Genomic DNA, 15,825 nt, shown 5'->3' with positions numbered 1-15,825 from the left:
CGCCACCGCCAGTCTAGCCGGGAACCCCGGCTCAGCGAAGGTCCATGCCGAGATCCAACGCCGGTGAAGAGTGCGTCAGCCCGCCGACCGACAGGTAGTCCACACCGGACCGGGCGTAGGCATTACCACGCTCGATGGTCAGCCCACCAGAGGATTCCAGCCGCGTCTTCGGGGAAACCTCGTCGCGGCGCGCGACCGCGAGCCGGCACTGCTCCGGCGTGAAGTTGTCCAGCAGCACCTCGTCCGCCGCCGCGGCCAATGCCTCCTCGAGCTGTTCGAGCGTGTCGACTTCCACCTCGCACGGCAGTTCCGGCGCGTGCGCGCGGGCCGCGGCCAGCGCCGCCGTCACCGAACCCGCGGCGACGACGTGGTTGTCCTTGATCAGCACCGCGTCGCCGAGCCCCAGCCGGTGGTTCACCCCGCCGCCGCAGCGGACGGCGTACTTCTGCAGCAGCCGCAGTCCCGGCAACGTCTTGCGGGAGTCGCGGATCGCGCACCCGGTACCGTCCACTTCGGACACCCAGGCGGCGGTCGCGGTGGCGACGCCGGACAGGTGGCAGAGCAGGTTCAGCGCCGTGCGCTCGGCGGTGAGCAGCCCGCGCACCGGGCCGCACAGGACCAGCGCGGGCTCCCCCGCGACCAGCCGGTCGCCGTCCTCGCGCCGGGCCAGCACTTCGTAGCCGTCGCCCAGCACCATGTCGAACACCGCGAGCGCGACCGGCAGCCCGGCGACGACGCCGTCGACGCGCGGGGTCAGCTCCGCCACGGCCGTCGCGGAAGCCGGCACCGTCGACGCCGTCGTCGCGTCGGGCCCGTACCGCAGGTCTTCGCCGAGCGCGGTGGTGACCACCCGCTTGACGTCTTCGACGTCGAGGCCCGCCGCGGCGATCAGGCGCAGGACCGGTTCGGAGATCGGGAACGTCACGCCACGCCCTCCAGGGGGATCGGGTCGGCCAGCACCGGCTGGCCGGACGGGCTGAGCCGGATGACCTGGCTGCGCCGCCAGTTCTCGTCCCGCTCGGTGAAGTCGGACCGCACGTGGCAGCCGCGCGACTCGGTGCGCCGCACGGCCGCGGCGAGCAGTGCCTGCGCCACCACGGTCAGCGCCGCGTCCTCGACCGCCGTGTGCGTCCACAACGGACTGTCCTGGACCGACAGGTCGAGGACCGAACCCGCCGCGGCGAGCCCGTCGGCGTCCCGGCCGATCGCCGCGTACCGGCTCATCACCCGCTGCAGCGCGTCGCGCTCGGCGGCGGGTGCGGTGGTCCAGGCCGGCAGCCGGCCGCGGGCGGGATCGGCGAGCAGCCCGGCCGCGAGGTCCGCCGCGACGGCCTCGGCGACGCGCTGCCCGACGACCAGGCCTTCGAGCAAGCTGTTGGAGGCCAGCCGGTTCGCGCCGTGCAGGCCGGTCCGCGCCACCTCGCCCGCGGCGTAGAGGCCGGGCACCGACGAGCGTCCGTCCACTGTGGTCATCACGCCGCCGCACGAGAAGTGCGCCGCCGGGGTCACCGGGATCGGGTCGACGGCGGGATCCAGCCCGAGTGCCCCGCAGGCCGCGTGCACGGTCGGGAACCGGGCCGCGAACCCGGCGATCGAGGTCGCGTCGAGGAAGACGTGGTCGTCGACGCCGCCGGGCGCCGCCGCCATCCGCCGCGTGATCGCCGCCGAGACGACGTCGCGCGGGGCGAGGTCGCCGAGCGGGTGCACCCCGCGCATCACCGGCAGGCCGGCGCCGTCGACCAGGGTCGCGCCCTCTCCTCGGACCGCCTCGGTGACCAGCGGGCAGCGCCCACGCGCGCCCGGGGTGTAGAGGACGGTCGGGTGGAACTGGACGAACTCGATGTCCGCCACCGCGGCCCCGGCCCGCAGCGCGAGCGCGAGGCCGTCACCGGTGGCGATCTCCGGGTTCGACGTCGCCTGGTAGAGCTGCCCGATCCCGCCGCTGGCCAGCAGCACGGCCGGGGCGCGGACCACGCCCGGCACGCCGTTGCGGTCGAGCACCGTGACCCCGGCGACCCGCCCGCCCGGCGTGCGCAGGGCGTCGACGGCGAGGTGGTGCTCCAGCACCGGCACCCGCGCTTCCCCGGCCCGCGCGACCAGTGCGCGTTCGACCTCGGCGCCGGTCGCGTCGCCGCCGGCGTGGATCACGCGGAACGCGCTGTGCCCGCCCTCGCGGGTCCGCGCGAGCAGGCCGGTGGCGGCGGCGTCGAACTCCGCGCCGTCCGCTCGCAGCCGGGCGACCGCGGCCGGGCCGCCGTCGAGGATGGAGCGGGCCGCGGACTCGTCGACCAGGCCCGCGCCCGCGGCGAAGGTGTCCTCCGCGTGCTTGGCGACCGAGTCGTCGAGGTCGTGCTCGTGCTCCAGGACCACGGCGACGCCGCCTTGCGCCCAGCGCGTGTTGCCGTCGGCGACGGCCGCCTTGGTGATCACCAGGACGTGCAGCCCGAGCGCCTGCGCCCGCAGCGCCGCGGTCAGCCCGGCGACGCCGCTGCCGATCACGACCAGATCCGCGCGTGCCTCCCAAACCGGAGTTTTCGCCTGGGGGTCATTAACCGGCGGCGTCATTCGCCGCCGCCCGGCTGCCCGATTTCGATCATCCGCTGCACCGACGCCTTCGCGCGGGCCGCCGTCTCGAGGTCGACGTGGACCTCGTCGAGGCCGTCACGCAGGCAGCGCAGCAGCGCGGCGGGGGTGATCATCTTCATGTACCGGCAGGACGCGCGGTCGTTCACGGCGCGGAAGTCGATGCCCGGCGCGGCCTTGCGCAGCTGGTGGATCATGCCGATCTCGGTGGCCACCAGCACGGTCTTGGCCTTCGTGTCGCGGGCCTCGTGGACCATGTCGCCGGTGGAGAGGATCTTGACCCGCTCCGGCGCCACGGCACCCTCGCCCGCCAGGTAGAGCGCCGACGTCGCGCAGCCGCACTCGGGGTGGATGAACAGGTCGGCGTCCGGGTCCTCGGCCGCCCGCTCGGCCAGCTCGGCGCCGTTGATGCCGGCGTGGACGTGGCACTCCCCGGCCCAGATGTGCATGTTCTCCCGGCCGGTCACGCGCTTGACGTGGGCACCGAGGAACTGGTCCGGCAGGAAGAGGACTTCCTGGTCAGCGGGGATGGAGGCGACGACGTCGACCGCGTTCGAGGACGTGCAGCAGATGTCCGTTTCGGCCTTCACCTCGGCCGTGGTGTTGACGTAGGAGACGACCACCGCGCCCGGGTGCTCGGCCTTCCAGGCGCGCAGTTCGGCGCCGGTGATGGAGTCGGCGAGCGAGCAGCCGGCCCGCGCGTCGGGGATCAGGACGGTCTTCCCGGGGGCGAGGATCTTCGCGGTCTCGGCCATGAAGTGCACGCCGCAGAAGACGATGGTGGACGCGTCGCTGCTCGCCGCGATGCGGCTGAGGGCGAGGGAGTCGCCGGTGTGGTCGGCGATGTCCTGGATCTCGGGGACCTGGTAGTTGTGCGCGAGCAGGACCGCATCGCGCTGCTTCGCCAGGCGCCGCACCTCCTCCGCCCAGGCCGCGTTCGCCTCGACCCCGCCGAACGGGGTGAGGCCTTCCGGAACCAACGTGGTGGTCATGTGGCCCTCCTGGACCGATCGCGGGTTTTCGCCTTACAATCGAAAACCGTGCGAAGTCATCTTAACACCCAGGCCCCCCTCGCCCACGAGGTTTTGGGAGCGGTCCTTCAAGTGCGCTCCGACACACTGCGGGTGCTGCTCTGGCGCCGCGCCCTCGACCCGCACCTCGGCCGCTGGTCCCTGCCGGGCGGCCGGCTGCGGCCCGACGAGGACGTCGAGACGTCCGTCCGGCGCCAGCTCAAGGAGAAGGTCGACATCCGGCAGCTGAAGCACGTCGAGCAGCTCGCGGTGTTCAGCGACCCGCACCGCGTCCCCGGCCCGCGCGTGGTGGCGACGGCGTTCCTCGCCCTGGTCCCCTCCGACGTCGACCCCGAGGTACCCGAAGACACCGAGTGGCACGACGTCGCCCGGCTGCCGCGCACGGCGTTCGACCACGAGGCGATCGTGCTGCGCGCCCGCGACCGGCTGCGGTCGAAGCTCTCCTACACCAACCTCGGGTTCGCGCTGGCCCCCGACGAGTTCACGATTTCCGCGCTGCGCGACCTGTATTCGGCGGCCCTCGGCTACCGCGTCTCGGCGACCAACCTGCAGCGGGTGCTGTCCCGGCGCGGACTGCTGGTTCCCACTGGTCACACGGCCGCACCGGGCCGCGCCGGCGGGCGCCCGGCGGCGCTGTTCTCCTTCGCCGGCAAGGGCATGCAGATCACGGATCCGTTCGCGGTCTTCAAGCCGCCGAACCGGTGACCATCCTGCGCCGGAGGCGTTCTCCCCTTACCGTTGACCCGTGACCGAGCCGGAATCTGAAAGTGACGCGACGACGACGATCCTGCCGTTGTTCCCACTGCAGACCGTGCTGCTGCCGGGCACCAAGCTCCCGCTGCACATCTTCGAACCGCGTTACCGGCAGCTGACCGCGGACCTGGTGAGCGGCACGGTGCCGGGCCGCGAGTTCGGCGTGGTCGCACTCCGCTCGTCGCTCACCCGCGAGGTACGTGGTCTGGACCAGCTGTACGAGATCGGCTGCAGCACGGTGCTGCGCGAGGCGAAGCGCCTCCCGGACGGCCGTTTCGACGTCGTCACGCAGGCCCAGCGCCGCTTCCGCCTGACCGACCTCGACTGCACGTCGGCGCCGTACCTGATCGCATCGGTCGAGTGGATCGACGACGACCCGGTGGCCCCGTCCGGCGACATGGCCGAGCGGCTGGCAACGGTCGCCCGCACAGCCCACCAGCGCTACTGCGAAACGGCGTGGCGCAGCGACGACTGGCAATCCCCGGACCCGGCCACGGCGGTCGACGAGCTGGCCTACCAGCTGGCCGCGGACTGCCTGCTGCCACTGGAAGACCGCCAGCGCCTCCTGGAGGAACGCCACCCCCTGCGCCGGCTCCGCATCGCGTGCCGCCTGCTGACGCGCGAAACGGGGTTCCTGAACACGCTGGGCGCGGTGCCGCTGCCGCCGGGCGAGCTGACGGATCTCAGCCGCCCGGCCAGCCTCAACTGACCACGCCCGCAAAGACCAAGCCGACCCGTCGGCGGTTTCCAGGGGTCGTTACGGAATCAGCGATCTGATCATGGGCGCGTTCGACCAGTCGGCGATCGGCACCCTGTCCGAGCCGTTGCGCGGGTCGCTGACCTGGGATCAGGGCAGCGAGATGCATCTGCGCGGTCAGTTCACCGCCGCGTCGGGGATGCCGGTCTACTTCTGCGACCCGCACGCGCCCTGGCAACGCGGCTCCAACGAGAACACCACCGGGCTGCTGCGCCAGTACCTCCCGAAAGGCACCGACCTGTCGGTGCAGGACCCCGGTCCAGGCTATCGGCGCCCCCCGGCGAAACCGGCCGCGAAGCGGATTCCCGGCGCGGTTGTCCACAACCGGCCGGGCCTGGGGACAACCCTCGCCCGTGGACCGGGGCCGCGCCGCCTCAGGAACCGGAGCCGTTCCCGTTCCCGTTGCCGAACTTGTTCCACACCTTGCCCGCCGCGCCCGAAACCGCCTCGCCGACGTCGCTGAACACCTTCGTCAGCGGGTCGGCCGACGAGTTCCACGACTCCTTGTACGACTGCGCGGCCGACTTGAGGTCGTCCTTCCAGTCCGAGCCCGGCTTGTCGCCGTCCCGTCGCGGGTAGTCGCCCGCCAAGATCGCGCGGTACTCCTCCGACGCCGCCCAGCGCTGGAGCTGTGCCGCGCGGACCACCGCGAACGGGTGCGACTCCGTCTCGACGAACTTGAGCTTGAGGAAGCTGTCGCGGATGTCCTCGACCGACTCGTACTCCGACGCCTGCTGCAGGAACGACGGGATGTCGATGCGGGCCGGGTCGATGCCGCCCGCGACCTGGATCTGCGCGCGCAGCGCCGCCGTCGGGTCCTGGCCGCACAGCAGGCCCGCGCGGTCGCACGACAGCTCCGCCTTGCGGAACCACTCGCGCAGCGCCGCGACGATCGCCCGGATGCCGAGCGCGCTGACCGGCGTCCACGACATCGCCAGCTGCAGGGCGATCAGGCGCACCATCATCGTGCGGTACACCGCGTGCCCGGACAGCACGTGCCCCATCTCGTGGCCGAGCACGAACCGCAGCGAATCGTGGCTCATCAGCTCGACGAGCCCGGTGCTGAGCCGGATGAACGGCTCGTCCATGCCGACCGTCTCCGCGTTGAGGCGCGGGTCCTGGTACACGAAAACGTTCGGCACCGACGGCAGATCGAGCGTCTCGGCGCACTCGTGGCGCAGGCGGTCGAGCTCCGGGTACTGCTTCGGCCCGACGCGGATCGACGAAGCGAGCGCCATCAGCCGCTCGCCGCGTTCGTTGTAGAACCCCGAGATGGCCTTGACGACCTGAGCGAACCCGGGCACCGCGCGCAGCGTGGCGAGCGCGCCGCGGTCCACGGGGTGCTCGTAGGCGCGCGGGCTGATGCCCGGGAAACGGACGGCGTCGCGCCGCGAAACTTCGATGTCTTCGGTCACTGCCGGAACCCCCTGTGAGTGAGGGCACCAGCGTAGGGCAAACCGGTCAGCCGAGGCGGCGGCCCAGGTCGTCGCGTCCGTTCCAGGTGGCCAGCAGGCTGTAGGCGATCGACACGCCGAGCGGGCCGGTGAGCAGCACCCACCACGACTCCAGCCGTGGCGCGAGCTCGATCACCGAGCCGAGCGCGGGTGGGCTGGTGATCGCGTAGTGGGCGTTCGCCCAGGTGACGCCGAGCAGCATCGCGAGCACACCCGCGAGCGCCACGCCGAGCAGCGCGGCGAGGAAGACGACCGGGCCGCGGCGTTCCCGCAGCAGCCAGACGACCACGCCGACGACGATCCCGAGCCCGAGCGTCATCAGCCCGAACACGGCGAGGTCGTCGAACCGGTGCCAGCTCTCCAGTTCCAGCGCGCCTTGGGTGCCGTCGGTGGCGATGATGCGGACGCGCTCGGGCGGCGCGAGCCGGGACCAGGCGAACGCGAGCGGGAAGCTCAGCAGCCCGACCGTGCTGAACACGCTCAGGGCGGGCAGCAGGTCGGCCTTGACGACTACCCGGGGCCGCCGCTCGCGGAACAGCACGGGCACCGACCACGGACCGGCCACGGCCGACGGCCGGTGCGCGGGCCCCGACGTCTCACTCACCCGGACTCCCTCCTGCGACTGTGCCGGCCGGGGCTCCACCACCGGAGCCGTCGAACAGCGTGCTGCGACCGAGCGTAACCGGTCGGTGTGCGCGGACGGTGAGCCGCCGGTCGTGTCGCGACGTCGTGAACGAGTCGTTCACGACGTCCGCGTCAGCCGCTCGCCGTCTCGCCGTGCCGGCTGCAGCGGGCCGTCCAGCCGAGCGGGCTCACCTGGACCACCAGCCGCCGCGCGCAGTACGTGCAGTAGCGCGGTGGTTCCAGCGCCGTCCGGGGGTTGTGGCACGCCGGGTGGTCCGCCCCACCCTCCGAAGATTGTCCACAGTGGACGCAAAAAGCCGGGGCGTCAGAGGCTGTCACTGAGCGCCTTGATCGGCATCTTGAGCTCGTCCAGCATCTCGAGGTCCGCCGAAGCCGGCCGGCCCAGGTTGGTCAGGTAGTTGCCGACGATGATCGCGTTGACCCCGCCGAGCATGCCCTGCTCCGCGCCGAGGTCGCCGAGGGTCAGCTCACGGCCGCCGGCGAAGCGCAGCATCGTGCGCGGCATCGCGAGCCGGAACGCCGCAACCGTCCGCAGCGCGTCCTTGCCCTCGACGATTTCGTAGTTCTCGTACGGCGTGCCGGGCTGCGGGATGAGGAAGTTCATCGGCACCTCGTGCGGGTTCAGCTCGGCCAGCTGCACCGCGAACTCCGCGCGCTGCTCGACCGTCTCCCCCATGCCGATGATGCCGCCGCAGCAGACCTCCATGCCCGCCTCGGCCACCATCCGCAGCGTGTCCCAGCGCTCCTCCCACGTGTGCGTGGTGACCACCGCGGGGAAGTGCGAGCGAGCCGTCTCGAGGTTGTGGTTGTAGCGGTGCACGCCCATCTCGACGAGCTCGTCGACCTGCTCCTGCGTCAGCATGCCGAGCGAGCAGGCGATCTGGATGTCGTTGCCGTCCTCGCGGATGGCCTTCACGCCTTCACGGACCTGGGAGAGCAGCCGCTTGTCCGGCCCGCGGACGGCGGCGACGATGCAGAACTCCGTCGCGCCGGTCTCGGCGGTCTGCCGGGCGGCCTTGACCAGGTTCGGGATGTCGAGCCACGCCGAGCGCACCGGCGTCGGGAAGCGGCCGGACTGCGAGCAGAAGTGGCAGTCCTCCGGGCAGCCGCCGGTCTTCAGGCTGATGATGCCCTCGACCTCCACCTCGGGCCCGCACCAGCGCATCCGCACCTCGTGCGCGAGCGCGAGCAGGTCGGGCAGCCGGTCGTCGGGCAGCCGCAGCACCTCGAGGACCTCGGCTTCCCCCAGGCCGGCGCCGGTTTCGAGGACGAGTTCACGGGCGTGGGCGAGGACGTCGGTGTCCGGAACTGCGGTCAAGGCGTCTCCTTGGTCGTGACGGAAGCGTCCCTCATCGTGCCTGACGGGCCCCTCGGGCGACAGCGACGCAGGTCACTTCCCGGCCGAAGCGCACCCGGCGAACAGCTCGGGGTCGAACTCGCCGCCGAACCACGGCGAGAGCCCGCCCCTGGCCGCGGTCAGGAATTCGTCCCGGGACGTCTCGCCGAGCCCCGCGGGCAGTACGCCGAGCAGCGGCGCCCCGGCCGCCACCGGCAGGTCTTCGAGGTTGGACAGCGCCGCGAGGTCCGGCTCGGCCGGCCAGGCGCCGATGATCACGCCGGCGACGGTCAGGCCGCGCTTGGTGGCGACCTCGGCGGTGAGGGCGGTCGCGTTGAGCGTGCCGAGCCCGGCCTCGGCCACGATGATCACGAGCGAGCCGAGCGACCAGGCGACGTCGGCGAGGCTGGCGCCGGTGGCGTCGAAGCGCACCAGCAGCCCGCCCGCGCCCTCGATCAGGGTCAGGTCGTGCCCGGTGTCCAGGTCGGCCGCCGCCCGGGCGATCTCGCCCGGGTCGAGCGTCGGCAGGCCGCTGCGGCGCGCGGCGGCCTCCGGGGACAGCGGGTCCGGGTAGCGGCGCAGTTCGAGGGTCGTGACGTCGCCGGCGAGGCGGCGGACGTCGGCGAGGTCGCCGGGCTCGTCGGGCCGGACCCCGGTCTGCGCCGGTTTCAGCACCGCGACCCGCTGCCCGCCGTCCGCCGCCAGGGCGGCGATCGCCGCCGTGGTGATCGTCTTGCCGACCCCGGTCCCGGTCCCCGTCATCACCAGCATGGTCACGGACCATCAACTTAGTGACCCCGGGCCGGGTCGCGCACACGCGGGCCGTGCTCGGGTGCGCACGGCCCGCGCGGCTGAAGGGGACGTTGCTCGCATCCGACGCGCTGAAGGGGACCTTCGTCTCATCACATGAGAGGAAAGTCCCCTTCAGCGCAGCACGAGCGGCCGGTCCGGACCGGGTCAGGCGCCCGGCACCGCCACCGGGGCCCCGGCCGGGCGGAACGTCCGCTCGGCCGCGTCGAACAGGTGGACCTGCGCCGTCCCGACCGCGAAGTACATCCCGGTCAGCTGCAGCTTCCCGGCCGCCTCGGCCGCGGCCACCGACGGGTATTCGCGCAGGTGGTCCAGCTGCTGGAGCACGTTGTGCAGGGCCAGCCGGTCGCCTTCCCGCTCCGGGACGGCGCCCTCCAGCGTCGCCGAGCCCAGCCGGTGCGCGCTCGGCTCGGCGTGGCGGAGCCAGACCGACAGCGGCCCCGGCGGCGGGCCGTCGGCGAGCGCCGCCATCGCCCCGCAGCCCGAGTGGCCGCACACCACGATCTCCTCGACGCCGAGCACGCCGACGGCGTACTCGATCGACGCGTTCATCGACGGGTCGGCCTGCCCGGCCGGGACGAGGTTGCCGATGTTGCGGATGGTGAACAGGTCACCGGGGCCGCTGGTGGTGATCAGGTTCGGCACGATCCGGGAGTCGCCGCAGGTGATGAACAGCGTGCGCGGGCGCTGGCCGTCGGCGAGCCCGGACAGCGTGTCCTTCAGCAGCGGCGCGGCCCGGCGGTGGAACTCGGTGGCGCCGTTGCGGGTCTGCTGTGTGGGGATGCCTTCGGTGGCCTGCCACTCCGACCAGGGCGCGAGCCAGCGCGGCACCGCCCGGCTCGCGTGCACCCGCGACCGCGTCGGGCGGCCCGCCTTGCCCTCGCCGAACCACGGGTGGCCGACCTCGTCGACGTCGACCGTGCCGCCGGCGCGCTCGTGCGCCTGCTGCCAGGTGGTGAGGCTTTCGAAGGCGGCGTGGTCGAGGTAGTCGACGACCAGCTCGAGCCGCACCGGGACGCCGGCCGGGATGGTCCCGAGCACCTTCGACAGCCGCGGCACCGACAGGAACGTCAGGACGCCTTCGACGACGACGCGCCAGGCGTCGCCTTCCCGGTCGACGTGGATCCCCGACCAGAGCGTGCGGCGCAGCATCAGCACCAGCGCCAGCCCGATGCCGGCGAGCACGCCGGTGAGCAGGTCGAACACCACGACACCGGCGAGGGTGAGCAGGTAGACGGGCAGGTCGCCGTGGGCGAGGACGGTCTTGATGTGGCCCGGGTTGACCAGCTTCGCGCCGACGTGCACCAGCAGGCCGGCCAGCGCCGCGAGCGGGATGCTCTGGATCAGCCCGGCGAGCAGGACGACGAACAGCAGCACCCAGACGCCGTGCAGCACCGCCGACGCGCGGGACCTGGCCCCGGCGGTGACGTTGGTGGAGCTGCGGACGATGACGCCGGTGACCGGCAGGCCGCCCAGCGCGCCGGAGACCATGTTGGCCGCGCCCTGGCCGACCAGTTCCCGGTCGAGGTTGGCGCGCCGCCCGGTGTGCATCTTGTCCACCGCCACGGCCGAAAGCAGGCTTTCGACGCTGGCGATCAGCGCGATCGTGACGACGGCGAGCGCGAACCCGCCCCACCCGCCGTCCGGCAGCTGCGGGACCAGCCGGATGTTCAGCAGGTCACCGGGGAGTTCGACGCGCGGGAGCGTCATCCCGAAGACGACCGAAACGACGGTGGCGACGGCGATCGCGGCGAGCGGCCCCGGCACCTTGCGGACGGCGGACGGCAGTTTCGGCCAGACGAGCAGGATGGCGATGGTGAGCAGGCCGATCACGGCGGCGGAGTCGTGGTGGGCGACGAGCTGGCCGGGCAGCTCGGCGACGTTCTCCACCGCCGAGCTCTGCGCCTTGCCGCCGAGGACGACGTGGAGCTGGCCGAGCACGATCGTGACGCCGATGCCGGCCAGCATGCCGTGCACGATCGCCGGCGAGATGGCCAGCGCGGCGCGCGCGATGCGGCTCAGCCCCAGCAGGATCTGGCACGCCCCGGCGGCGACCGTGATCGCGCAGGTGACGGCCCACCCGAAGGTGGTGATGGTTTCGGCCATGACGACGGTCAGGCCGGCGGCGGGCCCGCTCACTTGCAGCGCGGAGCCGCCGAGCGCGCCGGCGACGACGCCACCGACGACGGCGGCGACGAGCCCGGCGGCGACGGGTGCGCCCGAAGCGAGGGCGATGCCCAGGGACAGGGGTACTGCGACGAGGAAGACGACCAGTGAGGCCGGCAGGTCGTGGCGGAGCACGGCGAGGGGTCTCATGATCACCATGCAACCGGAAAACGAGTGAAATGTCCGCTATGCGCCACTCGATCGGGTGAATAATTCGCCGTAATTAGCTCGAATGTCACAAACCGGACAAGTCGTTAACAAGCCGTTCACAAGCGTCCGCCTGTCGCGTGACAGTTGAATTCCGTACTACACAAGGGTTTCACACGCGGCCCGAGCGCCCCAATGTGGCGTTGGGTGCGCTGGACGCACCCAATGTGGCGTTCGGTGCGTCTGACGCACCGAACGCCACATTGGGGCGCTTCGGTCAGTGCTCCAGCGCGCCCGCCGGGACGAAGCCTCGGGCCGCGTCGTCCAAAAGGGACACCTGCGCGGCGCCGACGTCGAAGTACATGCCGGTGAGCCGGAGCGCGCCCCGCTCGAGAGCGGCCGCCACCACCGGGTAGGCGCGCAAGATCTCCAGCTGCTGCACCACGTTCTGCAGCGCGAGCTGGTCGGCCTCGGCGGGCGGGCGGTCGCCGCCGAGCAGCAGCGGCGCTTCGCGGGCGCGGCGCCGGAGCGTCGCTTCGCCGTGGCGGAGCCAGCTGCCGAGCTGTTCGAGCCCGTCCGGGGCCTGGCCGAGCAGCGCCTTCATCGCGCCGCAGCCCGAGTGCCCGCACACCACGATCTCCGCCACGCCCAGGACACCGACCGCGTACTCGATCGCCGCGCCGACCGACGAGTCGTCGCCGTCCGGCGGCGGCACCAGGTTGCCGATGTTCCGGACCGTGAACAGGTCGCCCGGCCCGCTGGTGGTGATCAGGTTGGGCACGATCCGCGCGTCGCCGCAGGTGATGAACAGCGTGTGCGGCTGCTGGCCGTGCGCCAGCCCGCTCCAGGTGTCGCGCAGCAGTGGCGCGGTGCGGCGCTGGAACTCCGAAGCGCCGCGGCAGAGCAGCGAGCTCGCCGTGCGCTGGGCGGGCAGCACGACGTGCTCGGCCTGCCACTGCGACCACGGCGCGAGCCACCGCGGCACGACCCGCGCGGCGACGCTGCGGCGCACGGTCGGCGCGCCCGAGCTGCCGCGTTCGAACCACGGGTGCCCGATCTCGTCGACCGTCACCGGCCCGGCGTGCGCCTGCTGCCAGCCGCGCAGGCAGTCGAACGCGGCGTGGTCGAGGTAGTCGACGAGCAGTTCGAGGGTGACCTCGGCGTGCGGCGGCACCGCGGCGAGGACGCGGGTCAGCCGCGGCACGGACAGGAACGTCAGCGCGCCTTCGATGACGACGCGGTGGCGCTCGCCGTCGGTCTCGACGTGGATCCCGGAGAAGATCATCCGCCGGAGCATCATCGCGAGCGCGAGCAGGATCCCCGCCGCGACGCCGGTCAGCAGGTTGACGGCGACCGCGCCGGCGAGCGTGACGACGTAGACCGGCAGGTCGCCGTGGCGGCGGACTTCCTTGAGCCCGTTGACGTTCACGAGCTTCGTGCCGACGTAGACCAGCAGGGCGGCGAGCGCGGCCAGCGGGATCAGCCGCAGCACGCCGGTGAACAGCAGGCAGGCGGCGAGGATCCAGGCGCAGTGCAGGATCGCCGACAGCCGCGTGCGCGCGCCCGCCTCGTAGTTGGTCATGCTGCGCACGATGACGCCGGTGACCGGGAACCCGCCGAGCGCGCCGGCGGCGACGTTGGCCGCGCCCTGGCCGATGAGCTCGCGGTCGAGGTCGGTGCGCGGGCCGCCGCGGAGCTTGTCGACCGAGACGGCGGACAGCAGGCTTTCCAGGCCGGCGATGAGCGCGATGGTGAGCGCGGCGAGCGCGAACCCGCCCCAGCCGCCGTCCGGCAGCCGCGGCACGACGTGCAGCGCGGGCAGCCCGGCCGGCAGGTCGACGCGCGGCAGCGACATGCCGGTCGCGACGGACAGCCCGGTGGCCAGCGCGACGGCGGCCAGCGGCGCGGGCACCCGGCGGACGGCCTTCGGCAGCCGCGGCCAGGCGACCAGCACGGCGAGGGTGACGACCCCGATCAGCACGGCCTGGTCGTGGTGCGCGGCGATCTGCCGCGGCAGCGCGACGACGTTGGCGAGCGCGGAGCCCTGCGCCGAGCCGCCGAGCACGACGTGCAGCTGCCCCAGCACGAGCGTGACCCCGATGCCGGCGAGCAGCCCGTGCACGATGGCGGGCGAAACGGCGAGCGCGGCCCGGGCGAGCCGGGTCAGCCCGAAGAGGATTTGAAGGAGGCCGGCGGCGACGGTGATCGCGCAGGTGACCGGCCAGCCGTGGGTGGCGATCGTGTCGGCCAGCACCACGGTGAGCGCGGCGGAGGGCCCGCTGACCTGCAGCGGCGACCCGCCGAAGAGGCTCGCGACCAGCCCGCCGACGACGGCGGAGATGAGGCCGGAGAGCAGCGGCGCCCCGGCGGCGAAGGCCACGCCGAGGGACAGGGGGACGGCGACGAGGAAGACGACTATCGACGCGAGGAGGTCGTGCTTGAGGTTCTCCCGGAGGTGGGGGTGCTTCGGCGGGCCGGTGTCGTGTTCGCCACGAACGATCTCGATCATGGGGGCAGGATCGCCGAAACCCGGCGAAAAGTCCGCTATGCAAGCATTTCTCGCGTTTGCTCCGGTACGGGATGGCCCCACCGGCGGCGACTTTTCACACGGAACGCCCCCACCGTTCGCGTGGTGTCGATCGTGCTTGACGACACAGCGCGACGATGAGGGACCTTCGGGTCTCACTGTGGGCGTGGTCACACCCGATGTGCTGAAATCAGGCCTTTTCGGCGACCGCGAGCATCGCGCGGGTGAGCAGGACCGGGAGTCGCCCGCGGTCGGCACCCACCCGGAACACCCTCAAGCCGCGGCAGCCACCACCGGCGCCGCGAGGCCCGCCGGCGACGCACCCCGCCCCCTCAGGCCTTTTCGGCGACCGCGAGCATCGCGCGGGTGATCACCGCGAGGTCGGCGTCCGTCGAAACGTACGGTGGCATCGCGTAGACGAGGTCGCGGAACGGCCGCAGCCAAGCGCCGTGCTCGGTCACCACCTCCGTCGCCACCGCCATGTCGACCGGGTGGTCCAGCTGGAGCACGCCGATGCCGCCGAGCACCCGGACGTCGGTCACCGAGGCGAGGTCGCGGGCCGGGGCGAGGCCGGCCAGGAGGCCTTTCTCCAGGCGGGTCACGTCCTGGCGCCAGGTGCCGTCGGCGAGCAGGCCGAGCGAGGCGTTCGCGACCGCCGATGCCAGCGGGTTGCCCATGAACGTCGGACCGTGCGCGAGGACCGGGAGCGCGCCGCGGGAAATGCCCACCGCCACCTCCGGGGTGCACAGGGTCGCCGCCATGCTCAGGTAGCCGCCGGTCAGTGCCTTGCCGACGCACAGGACGTCCGGCGTCACGCCCGCGTGCTCCGCCGCGAACAGCGCGCCGGTGCGGCCGAAGCCGGTCGCGATCTCGTCGAAGATCAGCAGCACGTCGTGCGCTTCGGTCAGTTCCCGCAGCACGCGCAGGTAGGCGGGGTGGTGGAAGCGCATGCCGCCCGCGCCCTGCACGACCGGTTCGACGATCACCGCCGCGAGTTCGCCCGCCTGCGCGGAAATCGCCGCGTCCAGGATGTCCACATAGGACTGATCCGGCGGCGTGCCGAACCCGGACGGCGGCGCGGGCACGAAGACCTGCTCGGGCAGCACCCCGCGCCACAGCGAGTGCATGCCGCCGTCGGGGTCGCACACGCTCATCGGCGTGAACGTGTCGCCGTGGTAGCCGCCGCGCCAGGTGAGCAGCCGGTGCTTCTCCGGCAGCCCGCGCGAACGCTGGTACTGCAGGCACATCTTCGCGGCGACCTCGACCGACACCGACCCGGAGTCGCACAGGAAGACGTGCTCCAGCCCGTCCGGGGTCACCTCGACCAGGGTCTTCGCCAGGGTGATCGCCGGTTCGTGCGTCAGGCCGCCGAACATGACGTGGCTCATCCGCCCGGCCTGCGCGGTGAGCGCGGCGTCGAGCACCGGGTGCCGGTAGCCGTGGATGGCCGACCACCACGACGACATCCCGTCGACGAGCTCGCGGCCGTCGGCCAGCTTCAGCCGGACGCCGCTCGCCTCGGTCACCAGCAGCGAAGGCACCTCCGCCGGCATCGGCGCGTAGGGGTGCCACACGTGCTGGGCGTCCAAGGCGAGCAGGTCGGTCTCCATCAGCCG

Annotated in this window: 13 protein-coding genes and 1 pseudogene; 3 read left to right on the top strand and 11 right to left on the bottom strand. The window is 72.6% G+C overall.

Annotation, left to right across the window (positions count from 1 at the left end):
- Nucleotides 1-31: 31 nt before the first annotated feature.
- The 3 genes from nadC to nadA are packed head-to-tail and all read right to left on the bottom strand — an operon-like array spanning nucleotide 32 to nucleotide 3,575.
- A complete protein-coding gene (nadC, locus tag AB5J73_RS23745; RefSeq protein ID WP_370972358.1) occupies nucleotides 32-925 on the bottom strand; it encodes a carboxylating nicotinate-nucleotide diphosphorylase in 894 nt (297 codons plus the stop codon).
- Entirely contained in the window at nucleotides 922-2,565 is a 1,644-nt protein-coding gene (locus tag AB5J73_RS23740; protein WP_370972356.1) for an L-aspartate oxidase, read from the bottom strand. The genes nadC and AB5J73_RS23740 overlap by 4 nt, the downstream gene beginning before the upstream one ends.
- On the bottom strand, nucleotides 2,562-3,575 hold the full coding sequence (gene nadA, locus AB5J73_RS23735) for a quinolinate synthase NadA (protein ID WP_370972354.1): 1,014 nt from the start codon (nucleotides 3,573-3,575) through the stop codon (nucleotides 2,562-2,564). The genes AB5J73_RS23740 and nadA overlap by 4 nt, the downstream gene beginning before the upstream one ends.
- A gap of 111 nt (nucleotides 3,576-3,686) precedes the next feature.
- Here nadA and AB5J73_RS23730 point away from each other — a divergent pair, with 111 nt between their 5' ends.
- From AB5J73_RS23730 to AB5J73_RS23720, 3 genes and pseudogenes are all read left to right on the top strand, one after another.
- Entirely contained in the window at nucleotides 3,687-4,319 is a 633-nt protein-coding gene (locus AB5J73_RS23730) for an NUDIX domain-containing protein (protein ID WP_370972353.1), read from the top strand.
- A gap of 40 nt (nucleotides 4,320-4,359) precedes the next feature.
- A complete protein-coding gene (locus tag AB5J73_RS23725) occupies nucleotides 4,360-5,076 on the top strand; it encodes an LON peptidase substrate-binding domain-containing protein (protein ID WP_370972351.1) in 717 nt (238 codons plus the stop codon).
- An 85-nt stretch (nucleotides 5,077-5,161) separates the two neighbouring features.
- Nucleotides 5,162-5,371, top strand: a pseudogene (locus AB5J73_RS23720) (IS30 family transposase); the annotation flags it as partial.
- A 127-nt stretch (nucleotides 5,372-5,498) separates the two neighbouring features.
- On the opposite strand, the gene AB5J73_RS23715 reads toward AB5J73_RS23720, so the two are convergent.
- From AB5J73_RS23715 to AB5J73_RS23680, 8 genes are all read right to left on the bottom strand, one after another.
- Complete coding sequence (locus AB5J73_RS23715) at nucleotides 5,499-6,539, bottom strand: M48 family metallopeptidase (RefSeq protein ID WP_370972349.1); 1,041 nt, start codon at nucleotides 6,537-6,539, stop codon at nucleotides 5,499-5,501.
- Between the two features lie 46 nt (nucleotides 6,540-6,585).
- The gene (locus tag AB5J73_RS23710) at nucleotides 6,586-7,182 is read right to left on the bottom strand and encodes a DUF2567 domain-containing protein (protein ID WP_370972347.1); all 597 of its coding nucleotides are present in this window, start codon (nucleotides 7,180-7,182) and stop codon (nucleotides 6,586-6,588) included.
- A gap of 152 nt (nucleotides 7,183-7,334) precedes the next feature.
- Nucleotides 7,335-7,541, bottom strand: a complete 207-nt coding sequence (locus tag AB5J73_RS23705; protein WP_370972346.1) for a hypothetical protein — start codon at nucleotides 7,539-7,541, stop codon at nucleotides 7,335-7,337.
- Nucleotides 7,528-8,541 carry a biotin synthase BioB gene (bioB, locus tag AB5J73_RS23700; RefSeq protein WP_086856687.1) on the bottom strand — a complete coding sequence of 338 codons (1,014 nt, stop codon included), beginning with the start codon at nucleotides 8,539-8,541 and terminating at the stop codon, nucleotides 7,528-7,530. Before bioB ends, AB5J73_RS23705 begins: the two co-directional genes overlap by 14 nt.
- A 72-nt stretch (nucleotides 8,542-8,613) precedes the next feature.
- On the bottom strand, nucleotides 8,614-9,336 hold the full coding sequence (gene bioD, locus AB5J73_RS23695) for a dethiobiotin synthase (RefSeq protein ID WP_370972344.1): 723 nt from the start codon (nucleotides 9,334-9,336) through the stop codon (nucleotides 8,614-8,616).
- 180 nt (nucleotides 9,337-9,516) lie between these two features.
- Nucleotides 9,517-11,694, bottom strand: a complete 2,178-nt coding sequence (locus tag AB5J73_RS23690; protein WP_370972342.1) for a SulP family inorganic anion transporter — start codon at nucleotides 11,692-11,694, stop codon at nucleotides 9,517-9,519.
- Nucleotides 11,695-11,959: 265 nt separating this feature from the next.
- Entirely contained in the window at nucleotides 11,960-14,191 is a 2,232-nt protein-coding gene (locus AB5J73_RS23685) for a bifunctional SulP family inorganic anion transporter/carbonic anhydrase (RefSeq protein ID WP_370972341.1), read from the bottom strand.
- A gap of 350 nt (nucleotides 14,192-14,541) precedes the next feature.
- Nucleotides 14,542-15,819 (bottom strand): adenosylmethionine--8-amino-7-oxononanoate transaminase, encoded by a 1,278-nt coding sequence (locus AB5J73_RS23680; protein ID WP_370972339.1) that lies wholly within the window; start codon nucleotides 15,817-15,819, stop codon nucleotides 14,542-14,544.
- Nucleotides 15,820-15,825: the final 6 nt, after the last annotated feature.

Origin of the sequence: Amycolatopsis sp. cg9, assembly GCF_041346945.1 — a bacterium.
GTDB lineage: Bacteria > Actinomycetota > Actinomycetes > Mycobacteriales > Pseudonocardiaceae > Amycolatopsis.
This window is presented reverse-complemented; position numbering and strand designations above follow the sequence as displayed.